Below are 22008 nucleotides of genomic sequence, written 5' to 3'. Positions count from 1 at the left end.
CATACGGCGAAGCCCCAACGTCTATCACTGGAAAGCCGGGGGAATGTATGACTCCAGTCACACGTGAACCCCGGTGCGGTCCCCTACCGCCCGGCGGGTGACCGTACCCGCGGAAATTCGGGATGCACAAAATGTGAGATGGCCGACGCGGCAAAAGCCCTTTCCGGCAGGTGCCGAAAAGGGCCCGGGCGGGCGGGACTCAGCTCTCGGTGGGCTCCTGCGCCAGGGCCTCGTCCAGGGTGGGGAACGGGCGGAAGACACCGTCGAGGCCGGTCATCGCGAGCAGCTTGCCGGTCGGCCGGTGGTCGCAGGCCATCCGGAGGCGGCCGCCCCGGTCCAGCACCCGGCGCCGGGCGCGCAGCAGCAGCGACAGCCCGAAGCAGTCGATGAAGTCCAGGCCGCACAGGTCGATGACCACCACCAGCGGCGCGGGCCACAGCGCGGCGGCCGACAGGTGCTCCTCGACGTCGTCGGCGGCGCCCAGGTCGATCTCGCCGGACAGCTCCACCACGGTGATCTCCTGCACCCGGTAGCTGCGCGCGTACGGCGTCGGCGGCGGGATGCTCTCGCCCAACCGGCGGGCGTACTCCGGCCGCTGCTCCCCGTCGTGGTGCACCGCACGTCCCCCTCGTACCGTCGGCCCCGCACGTGACCTGCAGTAACCGTAGGGGAAACGCAGCGTCACGCGGGAGGGTGCCCGGGGCATCAGGGGGCGATATTCACCCCGCGGGGTGAAGATCGCCTTCCGCTCGTGCGGTGCCTCCGCTCGCGCGGTCCGCGCTCACAGCTCCCGCTGGAAGGCGTGCAGCCAGTCCAGGGAGTCCGCGGGGTCGAGCGCCATCCGGTCCAGCGCGTCCATGGCCTTGGTGTACTCCACGACCTCGTCGTGCTTGTCGATGTAGAGCGCGCCGGTCAGCTGCTCCAGGTAGACGAGGTCGGGCAGGTCGGACTCGGGGAAGCTCAGCAGGGTGAAGGCGCCGCCGCCGGCGGGGTGCCCGCCGGTCGCGAACGGCAGGATGCGCACGTCGACGTTGGGCGCCTCCGCGGTCTCCAGGATGTGCCGGACCTGCTCGCGCATCAGGGCCGGGCCGCCGAACGGCCGGCGCAGCGCGCCCTCGTCCATCACCGCGACGAAGTGCGGCGCCCGCTCGGACACCAGGAGCTTCTGCCGCTCCAGGCGCAGCCCCACGCGCCGCTCCACCCAGGCCTCGGCGCCCTCGGGGTGGCCCAGCCTGATCACCGACCGGATGTACTCCTCGGTCTGCAGCAGGCCGTGCACGAACTGCACCTCGAAGGTGCGGATCAGGGCCGCGGACTCCTCCAGGCCGACGTACGTCTGGAACCAGGTCGGCATGACCTCGCCGTAACCGTGCCACCAGCCGGCCGCGTTGGCCTCGCGCACCAGGCCGAGCAGCGCCTGCCGCTCGGGCTCCTCGGTGACGCCGTAGAGCGTCAGCAGGTCGGCGACGTCACGCTCCTTGAAGGAGACCCGGCCCAGCTCCATGCGGCTGATCTTCGACTCGGAGGCCCGGATCGAGTAGCCCGCGTCCTCCCGGGAGATGCCCCGGGACTCGCGCAGCCTCCGCAGCTGCGCGCCGAGCAGCATCCGCCGCACGATGGAGCCGCCTCCCGGCTGCCCTGCGCTCATAGGTCACGCTCCGCCCTTGGTTCATCAGCAGTCTGCCACTAATGGACTGCGCGCAGTACCCATTCGGTCACTCTCCATCGACACGTGCATCAATTCCTTGCAGATGCACGTGCAGACGCTCTTGCAACACGGGGTGCTGATCCATGAGCATGGTGGTCGTGCAGATACCTCGGGGGCTCGCATGAGGGCAGAGGCAACAGCTGTGCTGGAACCGTTATGGCAGGGCGTGCTCGCACCGGAGCGGCTCGCCGCGGCCAACGGGGCCACCTGTGAGCTGCCGGCGGCTCTGGAGTCGGTGCGCGAGGCGCGCCGCTTCACCCGCGCGACCCTGCAGCGCTGGGACCTGACCCCGCTGCGCGACTCCATCGAACTGGTCTCGTCGGAACTGGTGACCAACGCACTGCGCTACGCGGTTCCCGTCGGCGCGCCCGGAGCGCCGGTACGGCTGAGCCTGGTCCGCTGGACCTCCCGCGTGGTGTGCGCGGTGCGCGACCCCAGCACGGTGGCGCCCGTGACCAAGGACGCCGACTACGTCGCCGAGACCGGCCGCGGACTGCACCTGGTCGACTCGTTCAGCGAGAACTGGGGCTGGCACCCGCTCAGCGGCGCCGGCAAGGTCGTCTGGGCGCTGTTCCTCGCGCCCGGCCCGCGCTGAACCGGCCGGGCCCCCTGCCGCGGATCGGTTCCGCAGCGCGCCGGATCAGCGTTCGGCGAGATGGTCGAACTCGCCGGCCTTCACCCCGATGATCATCGACTCGATCTCCGCTTTCGTGTATATCAGCGCGGGACCGTCCGGAAAGCGCGAATTGCGCACCGCGACCTCGCCGCCCGGCAGTGCGGCGAACTCCATGCACGTGCCATTGGCATTGCTGTGACGGCTCTTCTGCCAGACGACCCCATCGAGGTCTTCCGCCGACATTCCATTGTGCGTCCGGCGCATCAGTCACTCCCCATAAGTGCCGTGTCTGGTACGGGAGATGATAACTCGAAGGAAGAGCACGTGCATATGCACGTGCATGTGCACGTGCAGTCACTCCGCGTGATCCGCGGGCCCTGGTTCAGCGGGTGGTCACCGGCCCGAAAACCAGCCGGGCGCTCCCGTGCGGTCGGATACGATATTGACGGTCCGTAGAGGAATTCTTCACTCCGTGCAACGAATTGGGAGCAGCCTGCAATGGCTCGTCACCTCATCACCTCAGCCCTGCCCTATATCAACGGGATCAAGCACCTGGGCAACATGGTGGGGTCCATGCTCCCGGCGGATGTCTACTCCCGGTACCTGCGGCAGCGCGGCCACGACGTGCTCTACATCTGCGCCACGGACGAGCACGGCACCCCCGCGGAACTGGCCGCCAAGGAGGCCGGGCTGCCGGTCGACGTCTTCTGCGCGCAGGCGCACGACGCCCAGAAGGCGATCTACGACGGGTTCGAGCTGTCCTTCGACCACTTCGGCCGCAGCTCCTCGGCGGAGAACCGGGACATCACCCAGCACTTCGCCCGGCGGCTGCACGCCAACGGGTTCATCGAGGAGCGCGCGATCCGGCAGGTCTACTCCCTGACCGACGAGCGCTTCCTGCCCGACCGCTACATCGTCGGCACCTGCCCGCACTGCGGGTACGACAAGGCGCGCGGCGACCAGTGCGAGAACTGCACCCGCGTGCTCGACCCGACCGACCTCATCGAACCGCGGTCGGCGATCAGCGGGAGCACCGCGCTGGAAGTCAGGGAGACCAAGCACCTGTTCCTCCTGCAGTCGAAGCTGGCGGGCGAGGTCGAGTCCTGGATCGACGCCAACAGCGCGGACTGGCCGACGCTCGCGTCGTCCATCGCCCGCAAGTGGCTGACCGAAGGGCTCAAGGACCGGGCGATCACCCGCGACCTCGAATGGGGCGTCCCCGTCCCCGCCGACACCTGGCCCGAACTGGCCGCCGAGGGCAAGGTCTTCTACGTCTGGTTCGACGCTCCGGTCGAGTACATCGGTTCCACGAAGGAATGGGCGGACGCCGCGCAGGGCACCGATGCGGCGAACCGGGACTGGAAGTCCTGGTGGTACGAGGCCGACGCCGGTGAGAACCCCGTCCGCTACACGCAGTTCATGGCCAAGGACAACGTCCCCTTCCACACCGTGATGTTCCCGGCAACCGAGCTGGGCACCCGCGAGCCGTGGAAGAAGGTCGACTACGTCAAGGCCTTCAACTGGCTGAACTACTATGGCGGGAAGTTCTCCACCTCGCAGCGCCGCGGCATCTTCACCGACGCCGCGCTGGAACTCCTGCCGGCCGACTACTGGCGCTACTTCCTGATCGCCAACGCGCCGGAGTCCGACGACACCTCGTTCACCTGGGAGCTCTTCGCGTCCTCGGTGAACAAGGACCTGGCCGACACCCTCGGCAACTTCGTCAACCGCGTGCTGTCCTTCTCCCGCAAGCGGTTCGGCGACGACGTCCCGGCGGGCGCGCCGGCCGGCGAGGCGGAGGCGAAGCTCGGCGAGCAGATCGCCGGCCTGCTCACGGAGTACGAGTCGCACCTGGACACCCTCCAGTTCCGCAAGGCGGCGCAGGCGCTGCGCGCACTGTGGAGCGCGGGCAACTCCTACCTGGAGGAGAAGGCCCCCTGGATGGAGATCAAGACCGACCCCGAGGGCGCCGCGCTCACCCTGCGCACGGCGATGAACCTCATCCACCTCTACGCGATCGTGTCCGAGCCGTTCATCCCGTCCTCGGCGAAGGCCATGCGCGGCGCGTTCGCGCTGGCGTCGGACGACGCCGCGTGGGTGACCGCGGACGAGGCCCGCTCGCTGGCGTCGGTGCCGGCCGGCACGCCGTTCACCGTCCCGCCGGTGCTGTTCGCGAAGATCACCGACGAGGACCTGGCCGGCTACGTCGAGCGCTTCGGCGGCGACGACCAGGCCGCCTGACCCTCCGCGCGCCTCCTGCCGGCCCCGGCTCCCCGGGGCCGGCAGCGGCGTCTTGGAGGGTCTGCGCGGCCTCAGCGGGCCAGGGACGCGGCGTCACCCATCACCACGACGGGGTGCCGCGCCGGATCCAGGTCGCGCAGCAGGGTCCGCATCGCCTCGGGCGGCAGGCTCACGCAGCCCTCGGTCGGGCCGCCGTGGTCCACGTGCAGCCAGATGCCGCCGCCGCGGGACTGCCCGAGCGGGCGCGTCCAGTCGCGCGGGGACGTCCCCGGCTGGCGGTTGTAGTTGATGGCGATGACGTAGTCGAAGGCGCCCCTGAGGGGTTCGCCGTCGACGCCGGTCCCGTGGACGGTGAAGCCGATCGGCGCGTGGTCGTAGGTGAGCCGGGTGCCGGGGTCGGCCAGCCGGCCGCCGGCGTCGGTGAGGCCGAAGACGCCGACGGGACTGCGCAGGTCACCGGTGTGGTGGTCCGCGGTCCAGCCGTGGGCGGCGTTGTGCGCGGTCCACACCGGGCCCGCGGGCACCCAGCCCGCCTCCGGGTCGTGCCGGAAGAGGGTGACCTTCGCCGTCGTGGCGTCGCGCCCTGCACCCGTGACCAGCACCGCCTGCTGGGCGTCCGCGGGGATACCGGCGAGGGTCCGCGGGCCGACGCCGGGCAGCCCGGCGGGCTGCGGCACGGGCGCCTGCTTGCCGGCCCCGCCGACCTGCGGCGGCACGGTCCCCAGCGGCGCGACCTCGGAGACCCGGGACGGCTGCGCGCCGGAGGCGTCGCCGCCGCATCCGGTCAGCAGGGTGGACGCGGCGAGTGCGGCGAGGACGGCGGCGGCCGCGGGCAGGGTCACTCGGCGGGCTGTGCGCATGTTCGGAGAACGGCCTTTCACGAGGAAGGTCACGGCTGGGTCGGAGTCGGGGTGAACGCCGCCGCCCAGGGCGGCGGGCCGGACGCCCTCACGCGGCGTACGGAGGCGTGCGGGGGCGAACGGAGGGGAACGCGGTCAGGGGGCTCAGGACGGCACGAGGGCCGTGGACAGCACGGCCCGCACGCGGGCCTCCTGGGCGGGGCGCGGGTGCGCCATGCAGGCGGTCGCGGCGACCATCACGGGGGAGTCCGCGGCGCCGAGGATCACCGTGCCCAGCTGCTCGGTGCCGCCGACCGTGCGGCAGGCGGTCAGCACCGGCTGGACGCTGACGGCCGTGACGCCGGTGGTGTCGGCGGTCCCGCGCAGCTTGCCGGTCAGCCCCTTGCTGGAGACGAGGGAGAACTGCACCAGGACGCCGTCGTCCGCGAGGGTGCGGTCCAGCGGCGTGCAGAAGTCGTCGAGCTGGTGCTCGCAGCCGCCCTGGGGCAGGCCGAGGGACTGCGTGGAGACGTAGGCCCGGGTCGAGCCGACCGCGGAGAGCGCGACCCAGTCCGACGGCAGCACCAGCCGCAGGCCCGCGAGGTTGTCGAAGGGCATCAGGTCGTAGCCGGGCGGCACCGTCGGGAGGGGCGGTGAGGTGGCGGAGGCGCTGCCCGAGGCGGGCGGGGCCAGGCTGGCCGAGGCCTGCGGGCGGCCGCCGTCCCGGTCGCCGGCGCCGGGCAGCAGCAGTCCGGCCGCCGCGATCGCGACCACCGCGGTGACGGACACCCCGGCGGCCCGGCGCCTTCTGCGCCGCCGCACCCGTTCCCGTACGCTCTCCAGCCGCTGGGCGGGCGCGGGCAGTTGGGGCACCGCGCGCTCCAGCAGCACACGCAGCTCGTGCTCCGCGGCCTCGGCGGTGGTGCCGGGGCCCGGGCCCGGGCACAGGTCGTCGTGGTCAGTCACCGAGACCACCTCCGTCCGCGGCCACGGCGGCCGGCAGCCGGTCGCGCAGCGAGTGCAGCGCCTTCGACGCCTGGCTCTTGACCGTGCCCTCCGAGCAGCGCAGCACCTCGGCCGTCTCGGCGACGCTCAGGTCCTCGAAGTAGCGCAGCACCACGACCGCGCGCTGCCGCACCGGCAGCGCGCGGATCGCCGCGGCCAGGGCCTGCTCCAGGTCGACCTCCGCGAACGGGTCGTCCGGGCCGGCCAGGTCCGGCAGTTCGCCGTGCGGCAGCTCGCCCCGCCAGCGGCGGCGCCACCACGAGGCGTGGGTGTGCACCAGGGCCTTGCGGGCGTAGGCCTCCGGGTTCTCCCCGGCTATCCGGGGCCATTTGGGCCAGATCCTGGCCAGCACGGTCTGCAGCAGGTCCTCGGCGAGGTGCGCGTCGCCCGTGAGGAGCCAGGCGACGCGCAGGAGCCTGGGGCCCCTGGCCGCAACCCACTCCTCGAACCCGGGTTCGCTCACCGTGTGTCCTCTCCACACCCGTTGAACCCCGTGACCCCCCATGCGGGTTGCCCTACCCCGAAAACTTCTTCGCACGGCAGCACGAAAGGGGGCACCCGCCGTGGGTGCCCCCTTTCAGGTGCGTCGGGTCAGGACTTCTGCGGCGGCTTGCGCAGCGAGATGTGCAGCTCCCGCAGACGGGCCTCGGTGACCTCCGACGGCGCGCCCATCAGCAGGTCCTGGGCGTTCTGGTTCAGCGGGAAGGCGATCGTCTCGCGGATGTTGGGCTCGTCCGCGAGCAGCATGACCATGCGGTCCACGCCCGGGGCGATGCCGCCGTGCGGCGGGGCGCCGTAGTGGAACGCGCGCAGCATGCCGCCGAACTCGGCCTCCACGGTGGCCCGGTCGTACCCGGCGATCTCGAACGCCTTGTACATCACGTCGGGTTCGTGGTTCCTGATCGCGCCGGACGACAGCTCAATGCCGTTGCAGACGATGTCGTACTGCCAGGCCAGGATGTCCAGCGGGTCCTTGGTCAGCAGCGCGTCCAGGCCGCCCTGCGGCATCGAGAACGGGTTGTGCGAGAACTCGATCTGCCCGGTGTCCTCGTTGCGCTCGAACATCGGGAAGTCCACGATCCAGCAGAACCGGAAGACGTCCTCGTCGAACTGCCCGGCGCGCTTGGCCGCCTCGACCCGGACCGGGCCCATGATCTTCGAGACCTCGTCGAACTCGCCTGCGCCGAAGAAGATCGCGGTGCCCGGCTTGGCGCCGACCGCGCCCAGCAGCGCGGCGACGTCCTGCTCGGTGAGGAACTTGGCGATCGGGCCGGTCAGCGCGTTCCCGTCGCCGACGCGCACCCAGGCCAGGCCCTGCGCGCCGAGCGAGACCGCGTACTCGCCGAGCGAGTCGAAGAACTTGCGCGGCTGGTCGGCGGTGTCGTGCACGGCCAGCGCCCGCACGTGCTTGCCGGCGAACGCCTTGAAGCCCGAGTCCGCGAACACCGCGGAGACGTCGACGAGTTCCAGCGAGGTGCGCAGGTCCGGCTTGTCGTTGCCGTACTTCAGCATCGCCTCGCGGAACGGGATCCGCGGGAACGGCGAGGTCACCGTGCGGCCGTTGCCGAACTCGGTGAACAGGTCGGTCATGACCTTCTCGATGACGCCGAAGACGTCCTCCTGCTCGACGAAGCTCATCTCGACGTCGAGCTGGTAGAACTCGCCGGGCGAGCGGTCGGCGCGGGAGTCCTCGTCGCGGAAGCACGGCGCGATCTGGAAGTAGCGGTCGAAGCCGGAGATCATCAGCAGCTGCTTGAACTGCTGCGGCGCCTGCGGCAGCGCGTAGAACTTCCCGGCGTGCACGCGGGAGGGCACCAGGAAGTCGCGGGCGCCCTCGGGCGAGGTGGCCGACAGGATCGGGGTGGCCATCTCGTTGAAGCCGAGCGCGGTCATCTCGCGGCGCAGGAAGGCGATGACCTGCGTGCGCAGCATGATGTTGCGGTGCATGCGCTGGCGGCGCAGGTCGAGGAAGCGGTTGGTGAGCCGCATCTCCTCGTTGGCGTTGTCCTCCGGGAAGACCGGGAACGGCAGCTGGTCGGCGGCGCCGAGCACCTCGATGCCCGTCACCTCGACCTCGACCTCGCCGGTCGGCAGCTCCGGGTTGACGTTCTCGGCGGAACGGGCCAGCACCCGGCCGTCCACCCGCAGCACCGACTCCTTGGACTGCCCGGCGAGCTGGTCGTAGACCGGCGAGCCGGGGTGCACGACGAGCTGGGTGAAGCCGTAGTGGTCCCGCAGGTCGACGAAGAGGATGCCGCCCAGATCGCGGCGATTGTGCAGCCAGCCGGACAGGCGGACGTCGGAGTCGACGTCGGTGGCGCGCAGCTCTCCGCAGGTGTGGGACCGGTACCGGTGCATCGTTCGTCCAAGTCGGGTCGTCGCGATAGAGGGGGAACCCGCACAGCCTACCGGCGTGACGGGTCCCTCCCCCATCTGGATCGCTTGACCCAAATCTCACCTCTCCCCATAAACTGGGCAAATGCGCACCGAGGACGTCCTCGCCGCCGTCGGTCACGGACTGTGGCAGTGGGACGAGTCCACCGGCACGGTCACGGTCGACGGGCGCGCGGCCCGGCTGCTCGGGCTGTCCGGCGGCCCCGCCACGCACCGCTCGTCCGAGGTCCGCGCCTGCCTGCATCCCGCCGACTACGTGGCCCTGGCCGGCGCGGTCTCGCTGGCCACGGCCGAGGGCACGGTGGCCGAGTCGATGCTGCGCGTGGTCGGCGACGACGGCACCGTGCACCGCACCGTGCGCGCCCGGCTGCGCCCGCAGGGCCCGCTGCTCAGCGGCACCCTGCACGAGGTGCGCCACCGCGCGCAGCGCGGCGCCGCACCGGCCGGCGACTGGCGGCGGTCCCGTGAGGCGTTCCTGCTGGACGCCGGCCGGGCGCTCGCCGAGGCCGACTCCACCGCGGAGGTGCTGCGGGTCGCCGCCGGCCTGTCCATGCCCGGCTTCTCGCCCGACGGCCACGCCGTCTTCGGGGTCGAGGGCGACCGGCTGTCGCTGATCGGCCACCACGGCCAGGAGGTGCTGGACACCGCCCTGCTGGACGTGTCGCTGGAGGCCGAGTACCCCGCCGCGATGGTGGTCCGCACCGGTCAGGCGGTGTACGTGCACTCGCCCGAGGCGTACCAGGAGCGCTTCCCGTACAGCTGGCCGATGGTCAAGCCGTACGGCCGCACCTCGTGGGCGTACCTGCCGCTGGTCGTCGCCGGCTCCACGATCGGCGCGTGGATGGCCGCGTTCCGCGAGCCGGTGGAGTTCACCCCCGACGAGCGGTCGGTGCTCACCACCGTCGCCCGCATGCTGGCCCAGGCCCTGTCCCGCGCCCACCTGCACGAGTCCGAGCGGGCGCTGTCCGACGGCCTGCAGCGGACCATGCTGCCCGCCCGCGAGCCGGAGATCGACGGCATGGCGGTCGCCGCCCGCTACGTGCCGACCGGCGGGGGCCTGCAGGTCGGCGGCGACTGGTACGACGTGATCGACCTGCCGTCCGGCCGCTCCGCGCTCGTCATCGGCGACGTCCAGGGCCACGACGTGCGGGCCGCCGGGATCATGGGCCAGCTGCGGATCGCGCTGCGCGCCTACGCCGCCGAGGGGCACGGCCCCGACGCGGTGCTCTCCCGCGCGTCCCGCTTCCTGGCCGGCCTCGCGGACGAGGCCGCCTGGGACGATGTGCGCTTCGCGACGTGCCTGTACATGGAGGTCGATCCCGCCACCGGCACGCTGGACGTGGCGCGCGCGGGACATCCCGAGCCGACCATCCGGCTGGGCGACGGCACCACGATCCTGCGCCGGACCGCCGGCGGGCTCCCGCTGGGCGTCCGGCCCGACTCCGACTACCCCACGACCCGCCTGGTGCTGGAGCCGGGCGAGGTGCTGCTGCTGTGCACCGACGGCCTGATCGAGACCGGCGGCCACGACATGGACACCGGCTGGCGGCGGCTGGCCGAGGTGATGGAGGCGGGTCCGGCCGAGAAGCTGGAGCAGCTGGCCGACGCCCTCGTGGGCGCCGTGGCGGGCCCCGCGTCCCACCACACCACCGGCCCGCTGGCCGACCGCCGCGAGGACGACATCGCCCTGGTGCTGCTGCGCCGCGACCCCGACGGCCCCACCTGCGCCGTCCCGGTGCGCCGCACCGTGCTCACCGTGCGGCAGAACGACCCGGGCCAGATCCGCTCGGCCCGCCACGACATCGGCGCGATGCTGCACGACTGGTCCTCCGCCGACCAGCGCGAGTCCGCGGTGCTGCTGGTCTCCGAGCTGATCACCAACGTGCTGGTGCACACCGACGAGGACGCGACGCTGGTCGCGCAGGTCACCGGCATGCCGGGCACCCGCAGCCTGCGCGTCGAGGTCGGCGACCGCTCCGACGACATGCCGCACCGCCGCTCCCCCGGCGAGATGGCCTCCTCGGGCCGCGGCCTGCTGCTGATGGAGGAGCTCGCCGACGCGTGGGGCGTGGACCCGCGCGGCGACGGCAAGTCCATCTGGTTCGAGCTGCTGGAGGCGCGGCCGCCGCTGGACGCCGCAGCGGCGGACACCGCGGCCGACACGGCGGGCGCGACGGGCACGGACGCGGGCGGCGGGGCGACCGCGGCCGTCGCGGGCCTGACGAACCTCGACGCCATCGCGGGCTTCGAGGACGCGGACCTGGAGAGCCTGGAGGGCCTGGAGGCACTGGAGAACCTGCTCGACCCCGGGGGCGGCGGGCCCGACGGCGGCCCTGACGGCGAGGCGGACGGCGGCGGGGACGGCGGGGACGATCCCGGGGAGCGGCCGGCCGCGGACCGGTAGCCGACCTGGGGCGGACGGCGGCCGCTGATTGTCAGGAAAGATCGTTCGCTTTACCTTGGCCCCATGCCCCGGGTGCCCCAGGAACACACCGACGCGCGACGCCGGCAGATCCTCGACGCCGCGCGGCGCTGCTTCGCCGCCAACGGCTTCCACGCCACGTCCATGCAGGACCTGCTCGGCGCGATGGGGATCTCGGCCGGTGCCTTCTACCGGTACTTCTCCGGCAAGGACGAGCTGATCACCGCGATCGCCGAGGAGACCATCGCGCGGTCCGCCGAGGACCTGGCGCGCTACTTCGCGCAGGAGCCGCTGCCGCCGCTGCCCGAGCTGCTGTCCGGGGTGCCCAGCGCGCCCATCGCGCCGATGCTGGACGACGAGACGCAGGACGTGCTGCTGCAGATCTGGTCGGAGTCCATGCGCTCACCGCGGCTGCGGGCCAGCATCCAGGTGGGCTTCACCCGCCTGCTGGGCCTGCTGACCGAGCTGATGGGCCGCTACCGCGACCGCGGCGAGCTGCCGCCGGACGCGGACCTCGCGGCCTGCGCCCGCGCGGTGGTCGGCCTGATCCAGGGGTACGTGCTGCAGCGCAGCGTGTTCGACCTCGACGACCCGGCGCCGTTCAGCGACGGCCTGCGCACCCTGCTCACGCCGCGCCCGCCCGCATAGGACGGCGCCCCGGATCGCGGGCCCTGCCCCCGTCCGCCACCGGACCGCGGGCCCGCACGCCGTGCGCCCGCACGCGGCAGGGGCCGGGCACCGCGGTGTGCGGTGCCCGGCCCCTGCGCGGCGGTGCCACGGTGAGGTCAGTGGCCGTACGGCGAGTCCGCCGGGATGGTGCCGAGCCGGCCGGCCTGGAAGTCGTCGAAGGCCTGGGCCAGTTCGGCGTGGGTGTTCATCACGAACGGGCCGTACTGCATCATCGGCTCGCGGATCGGGCGGCCGCCGAGCAGGACCACCTCGAAGTTCGGCGAGCGGGACTCCTGCGACTCGTCGGCGCGGATCGTCAGCGACTCGCCGTTGCCGAAGACCACGGCCTGCCCCATGCGGAACGGCCGGCTCTCCGGGCCCGCGAAGCCGCGGCCGGCCAGGCCGTAGGCGAGGGCGTTGAAGTCGGACCGCCACGGCAGGGTGACCTGCGCGCCGGGGTTGACCGAGACGTGGATCATCGTGATCGGGGTGTGGGTCGCGCCCGGCCCCTGGTGCCCGCCGAGGTCGCCGGCGATCAGCCGGATCAGCGCGCCGCCGTCCTCGGAGGTCAGCAGCTTCAGCCCGCCGGCCCGGATGTCCTGGTACTTCGGCGGCATCATCTTGTCCGCCTTCGGCAGGTTCACCCACAGCTGCAGGCCGTGGAAGAGGCCGCCGCTCATCACCAGGGACTCCGGCGGGGTCTCGATGTGCAGCAGGCCGGACCCGGCGGTCATCCACTGGGTGTCACCGTTGGTGATGGTGCCGCCGCCACCGTGGCTGTCCTGGTGGATGAAGGTGCCGTCCATGATGTACGTGACGGTCTCGAAGCCGCGGTGCGGGTGCCACGGGGTGCCCTTGGGCTCGCCCGGCGCGTACTCCACCTCGCCCATCTGGTCCATCATGATGAACGGGTCGAGGTGCCGGTAGTCGACGCCCGCGAAGGCGCGGCGGACCGGGAATCCCTCTCCTTCGAAACCGGTGGGCGCCGTGGACACGGAGCGCGCGGAACGCGGTGCGGCGTCCGGCTCCGCGGTCACCCGCGGCAGCGCCAGCGGGTTCTCAACGGTCACTGCGGGCATGTGGGGTGCCTCCTTGCGGTGGTGTCTCCATCAAGTTAGTTGAACTCTTAACATCTCGCAAGGCGTAGCCATTCCCTCACGCGTGAGCGCGGTGCGATGGAGAGGAAGTGCAGGGGAAACAGCGAGAGAGCGGAGAGGAAGGGGCGAGGAAGGAGTGGGACGCAGGGGTGCCGCGCGGCAGCGCGTCAGCCGTACATCCGGCGCATGGTGAACTCGACCATCTGCTCGACGGCCTTCGCGTCGAACACCATGCGGTGCTGGCCGTCGATGTCGATCACGAAGCCGTAGCCGGTCGGCAGCAGGTCGAGCACCTCGGCGCCGGTGATCACGAAGTACTTGGACTCCTTGCCGGCGTAACGGCGCAGCTCCTTGAGCGAGCTGAACATCGGGATGACCGGCTGCTGGGTGTCGTGCAGCGCCAGGAAGCCGGGGTTCTCGCCGCGCGGGCAGTAGACCTTGGACGTGGCGAAGACCGCCTGGAAGTCCTCCGCGGACATCGACCCGGTGGTGAAGGCCCGCACCGCGTCGGCCAGCGACGGCGGCGACGGCTCGGGATAGGCCGGTGCGGGCTCCTGGTAGCCGCCACCCATGGGGCCGGGCATGGACGCACCACCCGGGACCGGTCCGCCGGGCCCAGGGTTCACGCTCTGCTCGTAGCCGTACACGGCCCCTAGCCTAACGAAGCCCGGCACCCCCCGGCCGCCGGGCGGCCGGAATCCCGCGGCGGGCGAGGGGACCGTCACATCGGACCGTGAGGGGTTGCGTCTTATTACTGACGGGTAGCATCATTTCGGTACAGCCACTCGTCTTCACTTCTTGATCACCTACCGACCAGTTGTGACAGCAGCAGCGATACGGAGCCGTCGTCATGGGCCACTACAAGTCGAACCTCCGCGACATCGAGTTCAACCTCTTCGAGGTACTCGGCCGCGACCAGCTCTACGGCACGGGTCCGTTCGCGGAGATGGACGTGGAGACCGCGAAGGACATCCTCGGTGAGCTGGCGCGCCTGGCCGAGAACGAACTCGCCGAGTCGTTCGCGGACGCGGACCGCACCCCGCCGGTCTTCGACCCCGACACCAACACCGCGCCGATCCCGGACACCTTCAAGAAGAGCTACCAGGCGTTCATGGACGCCGAGTACTGGCGGCTGGGCCTGCCCGAGGACATCGGCGGCACCACCGCGCCGCGCTCCCTGATCTGGTCCTACGCCGAGCTGGTGCTGGGCTCCAACCCGGCGATCTGGATGTACTCCTCCGGCCCGGCCTTCGCCGGCATCCTCTACGAGGAGGGCACCGAGGAGCAGAAGAGGATCGCCGCGCTGGCCGTCGAGAAGCAGTGGGGCTCCACCATGGTGCTCACCGAGCCGGACGCCGGCTCGGACGTCGGCGCCGGCCGCACCAAGGCCGTGCGTCAGGACGACGGCACCTGGCACATCGAGGGCGTCAAGCGCTTCATCACCTCGGGCGAGCACGACATGTCCGAGAACATCATCCACTACGTGCTGGCCCGCCCCGAGGGCGCCGGACCCGGCACCAAGGGCCTGTCGCTGTTCATGGTCCCGAAGTACGAGTTCGACTTCGAGACCGGCGAACTGGGCGAGCGCAACGGCGTCTACGCCACCAACGTCGAGCACAAGATGGGCCTGAAGGCGTCCAACACGTGCGAGATGACGTTCGGCGACAAGCACCCCGCCAAGGGCTGGCTGATCGGCGAGAAGCACGAAGGCATCCGGCAGATGTTCCGGATCATCGAGTTCGCCCGGATGATGGTCGGCACCAAGGCCATCGCCACCCTGTCCACCGGCTACCTCAACGCGCTGGAGTACGCCAAGGAGCGCGTGCAGGGCACCGACCTGTCGCAGTTCATGGACAAGACCGCGCCCAAGGTCACCATCACCCACCACCCCGACGTGCGCCGCTCGCTGATGACGCAGAAGGCGTACGCCGAGGGCATGCGGGCCCTGGTGCTCTACACCGCCTCCGTCCAGGACGCGATCCAGACCGCCGAGGCCACCGGCGAGGACGCCTCCCGCCTGCACGGCCTCAACGACCTGCTGCTGCCCATCGTCAAGGGCTACGGCTCGGAGAAGTCCTACGAGCAGCTGGCCCAGTCGCTGCAGACCTTCGGCGGCTCCGGCTACCTGCAGGAGTACCCGATCGAGCAGTACATCCGGGACGCCAAGATCGACACCCTCTACGAGGGCACCACGGCGATCCAGGGCCAGGACTACTTCTTCCGCAAGATCGTCCGCGACCAGGGCCAGGCGCTGACCTCGCTCAGCGAGGAGATCAAGAAGTTCCTCGCCGAGGCCGCGGGCGGCGAGCAGCTGGCCGCCGGGCGCGAGCAGCTCGCCAAGGCCGCCGCGGACCTGGAGGCGATCGTCGGCACCATGCTCGCCGACCTCGCCGCCACCGAGAAGGACGTCCGCTCGATCTACAAGGTCGGCCTGAACACCACCCGGCTGCTGCTGGCCTCCGGCGACGTCGTCGTGGCCTACCTGCTGCTGCGCGGCGCGGCCGTCGCCGCGGAGAAGCTGCCCGCCGCCACCGGCAAGGACGCCGCCTTCTACGCCGGCAAGATCGCGGCGGCGACGTTCTTCGCCACGCAGATCCTGCCGGGCGTCGGCGGCCAGCGGGCCCTCGCCGAGGCCGTCACCCTCGACGTGATGGACCTGGACGAGACGGCCTTCTGACCGTTCCGGACCTTCCCCGCCGGGCCCCCGGGCCCCGCGAGCGCACCGCGGCGGGCCGCCGTCCTCGATGACGGCGGCCCGTCGCGCGTGGCCGAAACTAAGCTGGCGGCCATGACTGCTCAGCCGCATGTGTTCGACCGCACCCACACCGACGACCTGGCCGCGTTCGTCCCGTCCGCACCGTCGCCGTACCACGCCGTGGCCGCGGCCGCCGCGCGGCTGGAGAAGGCGGGCTTCCGCCGGCTCGAGGAGACCGACCGCTGGGACGCGTCGGCCGGCGGGAAGTACGTGCTGCGCGGCGGCGCGATCATCGCCTGGTACGTGCCCGCGGGCGCCCGCCCCGAGACGCCCTACCGCGTCGTCGGTGCCCACACCGACTCCCCCAACCTGCGGGTCAAGCCGCTGCCCGACATGGGCTCCGCCGGCTGGCGCCAGATCGCCGTGGAGGTCTACGGCGGCCCGCTGCTCAACAGCTGGCTCGACCGCGACCTGGGCCTGGCCGGCCGGCTGTCGCTGCGCGACGGCTCCACCCGCCTGGTGAACGTCGACCGGCCGCTGCTGCGCGTCGCCCAGCTCGCCGTCCACCTCGACCGCGGCGTCAACGACAACGGCCTCAAGCTCGACAAGCAGCGGCACCTGCAGCCGCTGTGGGGCCTCGGCGACCCCCACGAGGGCGACCTCGTCGCCTTCCTCGCCGACGAGGCCGGCCTGGACGCCGCCGACGTCGTCGGCTGGGACCTGATGGCCCACGACGTCCAGCCGCCCGCCTACCTGGGCCGCGACCGCGAACTGCTCGCCTCCCCGCGGCTGGACAACCTGCTGTCCGTGCACGCCTGCCTGGCCGCCCTCACCGCGGCCGCCGCCGACGGCGACGCGCTGCCGTACATCCCCGTCATGGCCGCCTTCGACCACGAGGAGAACGGCAGCGAGTCCGACACCGGTGCCCAGGGCCCGCTGCTCGGCAACGTCCTGGAACGCTCGGTGCACGCCCGCGGCGGCACCTTCGAGGACCGGCAGCGCGCGCTGGCCGGCACCGTCTGCGTCTCCTCCGACGTCGGCCACGCCGTGCACCCCAACTACCCCGAGCGCCACGACCCCACGCACCACCCGCGGGCCAACGGCGGGCCGATCCTCAAGACCAACGTCAACCAGCGCTACGCCACCGACGCCACCGGCCGCGGCGTCTTCGCCGCCGCGTGCGACCGCGCCGGAGTGCCGTTCCAGCACTTCGTGTCCAGCAACGCGATGCCCTGCGGCACCACCATCGGCCCCATCACCTCCGCGCGGCTCGGCATCACCACCGTCGACGTCGGCGTGCCGATCCTGTCCATGCACTCGGCACGCGAACTGTGCGGCGCCGACGACCCGCACCTGCTGGCGTCCGCGCTGGCCGCCTTCCTCCAGGGCTGAGCCACCGGGCCCGGCTCCGCCGCGCGGGCCCGCGGTCCGGCTCCCGCGTGCCGCCGGTCAGCGGCAGGCGACCACGACGGGGGCCGCGGAGAAGTAGTCGCCGCCCTGCTCGACGTCCCCCACGAACGTCAGACCCTGCCGCGGGGAGCCACCGCCGAGGGCCCGGCTGCATGCCCGCGTCCAGCCGGGGCAGGCGAACCACCGGACCACTGGCGAACTCGACTTCAGGAGGCGGGCCTTGTGGGCATCGGAGGCTGCATCATCCTCATAGCCGTCGGCGCGATCGTCACCTTCGCCACCGACTGGCACATGAAAGGCGTCAACCTCGACCTCGTCGGGGTGATCATGATGGCCGTGGGCGCGATCGGACTCGCCACCTACGTCAGCATCTTCAAGCGGCGCCGCATGCCCCCCACCGCCGACGGCGACGTGCCGCCGGTGGTGGAGGAGCGCTACACCGAGCGCCGCTTCTGACCGGCGGGCGCGGGCGGCGCCGCGGCCGGAGCATCCGCTCGTCCTGCTCCGGCCACGGCGCCGCTCGGCCGCGTCATCCGCCCCGGCCGCGTCATCCGTGCCGGCCGCGTCGGCCCTCGGACGCCTACGCCCCGTCGACCCCCTCAGCGCCTTCAGCCCCTTCAGCCCCTTCATCGATGCCTGCCAGCACCAGCGCCAGGCGCGCCCCGGCACCGTCCACCAGCCGCACCGGCACACCCCAGTCCTGCTGGTGGACGTGGCACGCCGGGTACTCGTTGTCCGGATCGTCGTCGCACGACGCGGCCATCGCCGACACGTGCAGCACGCCCTCCGGCACCGCCGGGTCGAGGACCAGGTCCCGGAACAGGTCCGTGCCCTTGCCCGCGCCGTCCTTCAGCAGCTCCGGCGGCGTCGCGCTGACCAGCAGCCGCGTCGACGGCCCGTACCGCTCGTCCAGCTTCTGACCGGCCGGCGCGGAGAACACCACGTCCAGCCGGAACGGGCCCGGCGCCACGTCCGTGGCCTCCCGCTGCGTCCGGTGCGCGACCGCCTCGACCCGCACCGCCTCCTCCGGCAGGCGCATCCGCGTCAGCCGGTGCGCGGCCGACTCCACGACGACGATGTCGCCGTCCACCACCATCGCGTCCGACGGCTCCCGCAGATCCGTCGCCAGCGTCGACACCTCACCGCTCACCGGGTCGTACCGGCGCAGCGCGTTGTTGTACGTGTCGCTGACCGCCACCGACCCGTCCGGCAGCGCCGTCACGCCCAGCGGATGCTGCAGCAGCGCCTGGCCGGCCGCGCCGTCGCGGTGCCCGAAGTCGAACAGGCCCGTGCCGACCGCCGTCCGCACCACGTAGCCGTCACCGTCCGCCGACCGCTCCGCCCAGCGCAGCGCCGACGTCTCGGAGTCGGCGATCCACAGCCGCGCGCCGTCCGCGGACAGCCCCGACGGCTGCGCGAACCACGCGTCCCCCGCCAGCCCGTCCACCAGACCCTCGTTCGTCGTGCCCGCGGCGACCTCGACCCGCTCCCGCTCCGGGTCGTACGTCCACAGCTGGTGCACGCCCGCCATCGCGACCCACACCCGGTCCTCGAACCAGGCCACGTCCCACGGCGACGACAGGTCCACCTCACGGGCCGGACCCGACGTCGGCGACCCCTGCCACCACTGCCTGCCGGTACCCGCGACCGTCGTCACGCGGCCGGTCTCGACGTCCACCCGGCGCAGCGCGTGGTTCACCGTGTCCGCCACCACGACGCCGCCGTCCGGCAGCAGCGCCAGACCCTGCGGCTCGCTGAACCGCGCGGTCGCCGCGTCGCCGTCCTCCAGGCCGCGCTCACCGGTGCCGATCCGCCGGATCACCGTCTCCCCGTCGGCCGCGAGCTCCACCAGCGCGTGCCGCGTCGAGTCCGACACCAGGTAGTGCCCCGAGCCCGGCAGCACCACCGCCTTGCCCGGGAACCGCAGATCCGTCGCGACCGGCTCCGGCGGCACGTAAGGGCCGTCGCCGCGCCGCAGCGTCCCCTTCGCCGCGTGCTCCTGCTCCAGGCGGGTGACGAGCCGCTCCAGCGCGTGCGCGTGTCCCTCACCCGCGTGCTGGGCCACGACGTAGCCCTCGGGGTCGATCACCACGAGCGTCGGCCACGCCCGCACCGCGTACTGCCGCCACGTCGCCAGCTCCGGGTCGTCCAGCACCGGGTGGTGCACCTCGTACCGCTCGACCGCGTCCACCACGGACTGGTGCTCCGCCTCGTGCACGAACTTCGGCGAGTGCACCCCCACGATCACCACGGTGTCCTGGTGCCGCTCCTCCAGCTCCCGCAGCTCGTCCAGCACGTGCAGGCAGTTCACACAGCAGAAGGTCCAAAAATCGAGGATCACGATGGATCCACGCAGGTCCGCGAGGGTGAGCTGCTTGTCGCCTGTGTTGATCCAGCCGCCCTTGCCGATCAGCTGGGGGGCGCGGACGCGGGCGCGGCGCCGGGACGAGGAGGGTGCGTTCATGCCCTCCAGAGTGCCACCGCCGTGGCGGACTGCGCTGATCAGGGGCCCGGCCGGGTGGGGACGGCGGGGAGGGGGTAGAGGGGGAGGCATGAAGTTCGTGGTGCGGGAGAAGATGTTCGCCATCGGCGACGACTACTGGATCGAGGACGAGGCCGGGAACCGGGCCTTCTACGTGCACGGCAAGGTCCTGCGGGTGCGCGAGACGCTGGAGCTGCAGGACCCGTCGGGTGCCGTGGTCGCCGTCGTGCACAAGAAGCTGCTGAGCCTGCGCGACGCGATGACCGTCGAGCGGGACGGGCAGGTCCTGGTGACCGTGAAGAAGAAGCGGCTGGCGCTGCTGCGCGAGGTCTACCGGGCGGAACTGGCGTCCGGCGAGGAGCTGGAGATCCGCGGCGACCTCATCGACAAGGAGTTCGACATCGAGTACGAGGGGGAGCGGCTGGCCCGCATCTCCCGCAAGTGGTTCAGCGTGCGGGACGCGTACGCCATCGACGTGGAGCGGGAGGACGCGGACGCGGCGATGCTGATCGCGATCGCGGTGTGCGTGGACCGGCTGGTGGCCAAGGAGCACGGCCACGACGATCACTGAACCGACTCAACGGGCCAGGGCGCGCGGGGCGTCCCGGCTTCTCCGTGGCGCGGGGTCAGGGGGTGGGCAGGCCGAGGACGCGGTCGCGCAGGACGGGGAAGTCGGCGCGGGTGGCGGCGACCCTGGCCGGGTCGAGGTCGACGGTGAGGGACTGCTCGCCGGGGCCGGCCTCGGCGAGGATCTCGCCCCACGGGTCGACGGCCATGCTGTGCCCGGCCTGCTCGACGCCGGCGTGGGTGCCCGCGGTGCCGCAGGCGAGCACGTAGCACTGGGACTCCACGGCCCGGGCCTGCACGAGCAGCCGCCAGTGGGCGAGGCGTCGGGCGGGCCAGCCGGCGGGGACGACGAGGATCTCGGCGCCGGCGTCGACGAGCAGCCGGAACTGCTCGGGGAAGCGCAGGTCGTAGCAGGTGGCGAGGCCCAGGACGGCGTGCGGGAGGCGGGGCGCGACGATCTCGCGGCCGGCGGACATCAGCGCGGCCTCGCCCTCGTGGAAGCCGAAGCGGTGGATCTTGCGGTAGGCGGCGTGCAGTTCACCGTCGGGCGAGAACAGCAGCGAGGTGTTGTAGAGGGGTCCGTCGGGGTCCCGTTCGACGATCGAGCCGGCGTGCAGCCACACCCCGGCGTCGCGGGCGGCGGCGGACATGGCCAGGGCGGTCGGGCCGCCGTCGAGGGGTTCGGCCTCGGCCGCGAAGTCGTCGGCGGCGAAGGCGCCGACCGGCCACAGCTCGGGCAGGACGACAAGATCGGCGCCGCTGTGGGAGCGGACGAGCGCGGCCGCGCGCTCCCGCCTGTCGCCGGCCTTCTCCGCCGGGTCGACATCGATCTGGACAAGCGTTGCGCGCACCGGGTCACCGCCCATACGTTGGTCGTCTAGTCGGGCCTACCATCGTCACTCGAAAGCACTGCGTGGGCGCCCGCGCGCAGCGTAACTTAGGCGCCAGCCACCACGACCACGCACCGACCGTCGAGGGGTCCCGTGACCGTCCACAGCCAACTCCAGCCGTACATCGACGCCTGGACCCACTCCATAGAGTCCATCAACGATCTCGTCTCGCCGCTCACCGAGGGCGAGTGGAACCGGCCCACCGAGTGCCCCTACTGGTCGGTGCGGGACGTCGTCTCGCACGTCATCGGTTTCGAGTGCGAACTGCTCGGCGACCCGCGTCCCATCCACACCCTGCCCAGCGACCTGCGGCACATCGACAGCGAGATCGCCCGGTACACCGAGGTGCCGGTCGACACCCGCCGTCACCACACGGCGCCGGAGATGACGGCGGAGCTGGAGTACACGATCATCCGCCGCTCGCGGCAGCTGCGGAACGAGTCGCGGCAGCCCGACGCCGAGGTGCGCGCCATCGGCGGCGGCGAGATCACCCTCGAAGAGCAGCTGTGGGGGCGGGTGTTCGACGTATGGGTGCACGAGCAGGACCTGCGCCGCGCGCTCGACAAGCCGGCGAACCTGGCGTCGGCGGCGGCGGTGCTGTCCCGTGACTACGTGATGCGCGCGCTGCCGAAGCTGATCGCGAAGGACGCGGGGGCCGAGCCGGGTTCCGCGGTGGTGTTCGACGTGCACGGGCCGCTGGAGTTCATGCGGACGGTGCGGGTGAACGCGGAGGGCCGCGGCAGCATCGACTCCGCGGTGTCGCTGGGTCCCGCCGTGACGTTCATCGTGGACTGGGAGACGTTCCTGCGGCTGCTGTGCGGGCGGGTCCGGCCGGCGGCGGTCGCGGACAAGCTGAAGATCGAGGGCGACGCGGAGCTGGCGGACGTGATCCTGTCGCACCTCGCCGTCACCCGCTGACGGTCCGTCACGCGGCGCGGGCCGGGCGGCCGTCGGGACGGCGGCCCGGCCGCCA

General features: G+C 72.1%; 21 protein-coding genes. 9 read left to right on the top strand and 12 right to left on the bottom strand.

What is annotated here, in order from left to right; translation table 11 throughout:
- Positions 1–199 precede the first annotated feature (199 nt).
- Positions 200–616, bottom strand: a complete 417-nt coding sequence (locus tag BMW99_RS07105) for an anti-sigma factor antagonist (RefSeq protein ID WP_245791252.1) — start codon at positions 614–616, stop codon at positions 200–202.
- Between the two features lie 165 nt (positions 617–781).
- The gene (locus BMW99_RS07100; protein WP_069464531.1) at positions 782–1648 is read right to left on the bottom strand and encodes a helix-turn-helix domain-containing protein; all 867 of its coding nucleotides are present in this window, start codon (positions 1646–1648) and stop codon (positions 782–784) included.
- Between the two features lie 202 nt (positions 1649–1850).
- On the opposite strand from BMW99_RS07100, the gene BMW99_RS07095 reads away from it, so the two are divergent.
- Positions 1851–2303 carry an ATP-binding protein gene (locus BMW99_RS07095; RefSeq protein WP_069464530.1) on the top strand — a complete coding sequence of 151 codons (453 nt, stop codon included), beginning with the start codon at positions 1851–1853 and terminating at the stop codon, positions 2301–2303.
- A gap of 45 nt (positions 2304–2348) precedes the next feature.
- Here BMW99_RS07095 and BMW99_RS07090 read toward each other — a convergent pair whose 3' ends face one another.
- On the bottom strand, positions 2349–2588 hold the full coding sequence (locus tag BMW99_RS07090) for a DUF397 domain-containing protein (protein WP_069464529.1): 240 nt from the start codon (positions 2586–2588) through the stop codon (positions 2349–2351).
- Positions 2589–2822: 234 nt separating this feature from the next.
- On the opposite strand from BMW99_RS07090, the gene metG reads away from it, so the two are divergent.
- Positions 2823–4565: a methionine--tRNA ligase gene (gene metG / locus BMW99_RS07085; protein WP_069464528.1), complete on the top strand. Its 1743-nt coding sequence runs from the start codon at positions 2823–2825 to the stop codon at positions 4563–4565.
- Between the two features lie 71 nt (positions 4566–4636).
- Here the strand turns inward: metG and BMW99_RS07080 are convergent, their stop codons facing one another.
- The 4 genes from BMW99_RS07080 to aspS all read right to left on the bottom strand — a co-directional run bounded on the left by BMW99_RS07080 (position 4637) and on the right by aspS (position 8767).
- Entirely contained in the window at positions 4637–5407 is a 771-nt protein-coding gene (locus BMW99_RS07080; protein WP_245791250.1) for a L,D-transpeptidase family protein, read from the bottom strand.
- Positions 5408–5569: 162 nt separating this feature from the next.
- Entirely contained in the window at positions 5570–6370 is an 801-nt protein-coding gene (locus BMW99_RS07075; RefSeq protein ID WP_075016437.1) for a hypothetical protein, read from the bottom strand.
- Entirely contained in the window at positions 6363–6914 is a 552-nt protein-coding gene (locus BMW99_RS07070) for a SigE family RNA polymerase sigma factor (RefSeq protein WP_069466672.1), read from the bottom strand. Before BMW99_RS07070 ends, BMW99_RS07075 begins: the two co-directional genes overlap by 8 nt.
- An 86-nt stretch (positions 6915–7000) precedes the next feature.
- Positions 7001–8767 carry an aspartate--tRNA ligase gene (aspS, locus tag BMW99_RS07065; RefSeq protein WP_069466673.1) on the bottom strand — a complete coding sequence of 589 codons (1767 nt, stop codon included), beginning with the start codon at positions 8765–8767 and terminating at the stop codon, positions 7001–7003.
- Positions 8768–8888: 121 nt separating this feature from the next.
- Between aspS and BMW99_RS07060 the strand changes: the two genes are divergently transcribed.
- On the top strand, positions 8889–11207 hold the full coding sequence (locus tag BMW99_RS07060) for an ATP-binding SpoIIE family protein phosphatase (RefSeq protein ID WP_075016436.1): 2319 nt from the start codon (positions 8889–8891) through the stop codon (positions 11205–11207).
- Between the two features lie 63 nt (positions 11208–11270).
- Positions 11271–11873 (top strand): TetR/AcrR family transcriptional regulator, encoded by a 603-nt coding sequence (locus BMW99_RS07055; RefSeq protein ID WP_075016435.1) that lies wholly within the window; start codon positions 11271–11273, stop codon positions 11871–11873.
- 137 nt (positions 11874–12010) lie between these two features.
- Here the strand turns inward: BMW99_RS07055 and BMW99_RS07050 are convergent, their stop codons facing one another.
- A complete protein-coding gene (locus BMW99_RS07050) occupies positions 12011–12973 on the bottom strand; it encodes a pirin family protein (protein ID WP_069465999.1) in 963 nt (320 codons plus the stop codon).
- 185 nt (positions 12974–13158) lie between these two features.
- A complete protein-coding gene (locus tag BMW99_RS07045) occupies positions 13159–13638 on the bottom strand; it encodes an SseB family protein (protein ID WP_069465998.1) in 480 nt (159 codons plus the stop codon).
- A 203-nt stretch (positions 13639–13841) separates the two neighbouring features.
- Between BMW99_RS07045 and BMW99_RS07040 the strand changes: the two genes are divergently transcribed.
- A complete protein-coding gene (locus BMW99_RS07040) occupies positions 13842–15668 on the top strand; it encodes an acyl-CoA dehydrogenase (protein ID WP_069465997.1) in 1827 nt (608 codons plus the stop codon).
- A 111-nt stretch (positions 15669–15779) separates the two neighbouring features.
- On the top strand, positions 15780–17078 hold the full coding sequence (locus BMW99_RS07035; RefSeq protein WP_075016434.1) for a M18 family aminopeptidase: 1299 nt from the start codon (positions 15780–15782) through the stop codon (positions 17076–17078).
- Between the two features lie 57 nt (positions 17079–17135).
- On the opposite strand, the gene BMW99_RS41215 is transcribed toward BMW99_RS07035, so the two are convergent.
- Positions 17136–17288 carry a hypothetical protein gene (locus tag BMW99_RS41215; RefSeq protein WP_176735811.1) on the bottom strand — a complete coding sequence of 51 codons (153 nt, stop codon included), beginning with the start codon at positions 17286–17288 and terminating at the stop codon, positions 17136–17138.
- A 30-nt stretch (positions 17289–17318) separates the two neighbouring features.
- Between BMW99_RS41215 and BMW99_RS07030 the strand changes: the two genes are divergently transcribed.
- Positions 17319–17552 carry a DUF6458 family protein gene (locus BMW99_RS07030; protein ID WP_069467714.1) on the top strand — a complete coding sequence of 78 codons (234 nt, stop codon included), beginning with the start codon at positions 17319–17321 and terminating at the stop codon, positions 17550–17552.
- A gap of 124 nt (positions 17553–17676) precedes the next feature.
- Here the strand turns inward: BMW99_RS07030 and BMW99_RS07025 are convergent, their stop codons facing one another.
- Positions 17677–19560 (bottom strand): NHL domain-containing thioredoxin family protein, encoded by a 1884-nt coding sequence (locus BMW99_RS07025; protein ID WP_075016433.1) that lies wholly within the window; start codon positions 19558–19560, stop codon positions 17677–17679.
- A gap of 88 nt (positions 19561–19648) precedes the next feature.
- On the opposite strand from BMW99_RS07025, the gene BMW99_RS07020 reads away from it, so the two are divergent.
- Positions 19649–20149 (top strand): LURP-one-related/scramblase family protein, encoded by a 501-nt coding sequence (locus BMW99_RS07020; RefSeq protein ID WP_075016432.1) that lies wholly within the window; start codon positions 19649–19651, stop codon positions 20147–20149.
- Positions 20150–20204: 55 nt separating this feature from the next.
- Here BMW99_RS07020 and BMW99_RS07015 read toward each other — a convergent pair whose 3' ends face one another.
- Positions 20205–20996, bottom strand: coding sequence for a carbon-nitrogen family hydrolase (locus tag BMW99_RS07015; RefSeq protein ID WP_069462204.1), 792 nt, complete (start codon positions 20994–20996; stop codon positions 20205–20207).
- A 132-nt stretch (positions 20997–21128) separates the two neighbouring features.
- Here BMW99_RS07015 and BMW99_RS07010 point away from each other — a divergent pair, with 132 nt between their 5' ends.
- Entirely contained in the window at positions 21129–21953 is an 825-nt protein-coding gene (locus BMW99_RS07010; RefSeq protein WP_069462201.1) for a maleylpyruvate isomerase family mycothiol-dependent enzyme, read from the top strand.
- Positions 21954–22008: the final 55 nt, after the last annotated feature.

Source organism: Actinacidiphila rubida, from assembly GCF_900110255.1.
GTDB lineage: Bacteria > Actinomycetota > Actinomycetes > Streptomycetales > Streptomycetaceae > Actinacidiphila > Actinacidiphila rubida.
The sequence above is the reverse complement of the archived record's forward strand: the minus strand, read 5'-3'. Positions and strand labels throughout refer to the sequence as shown.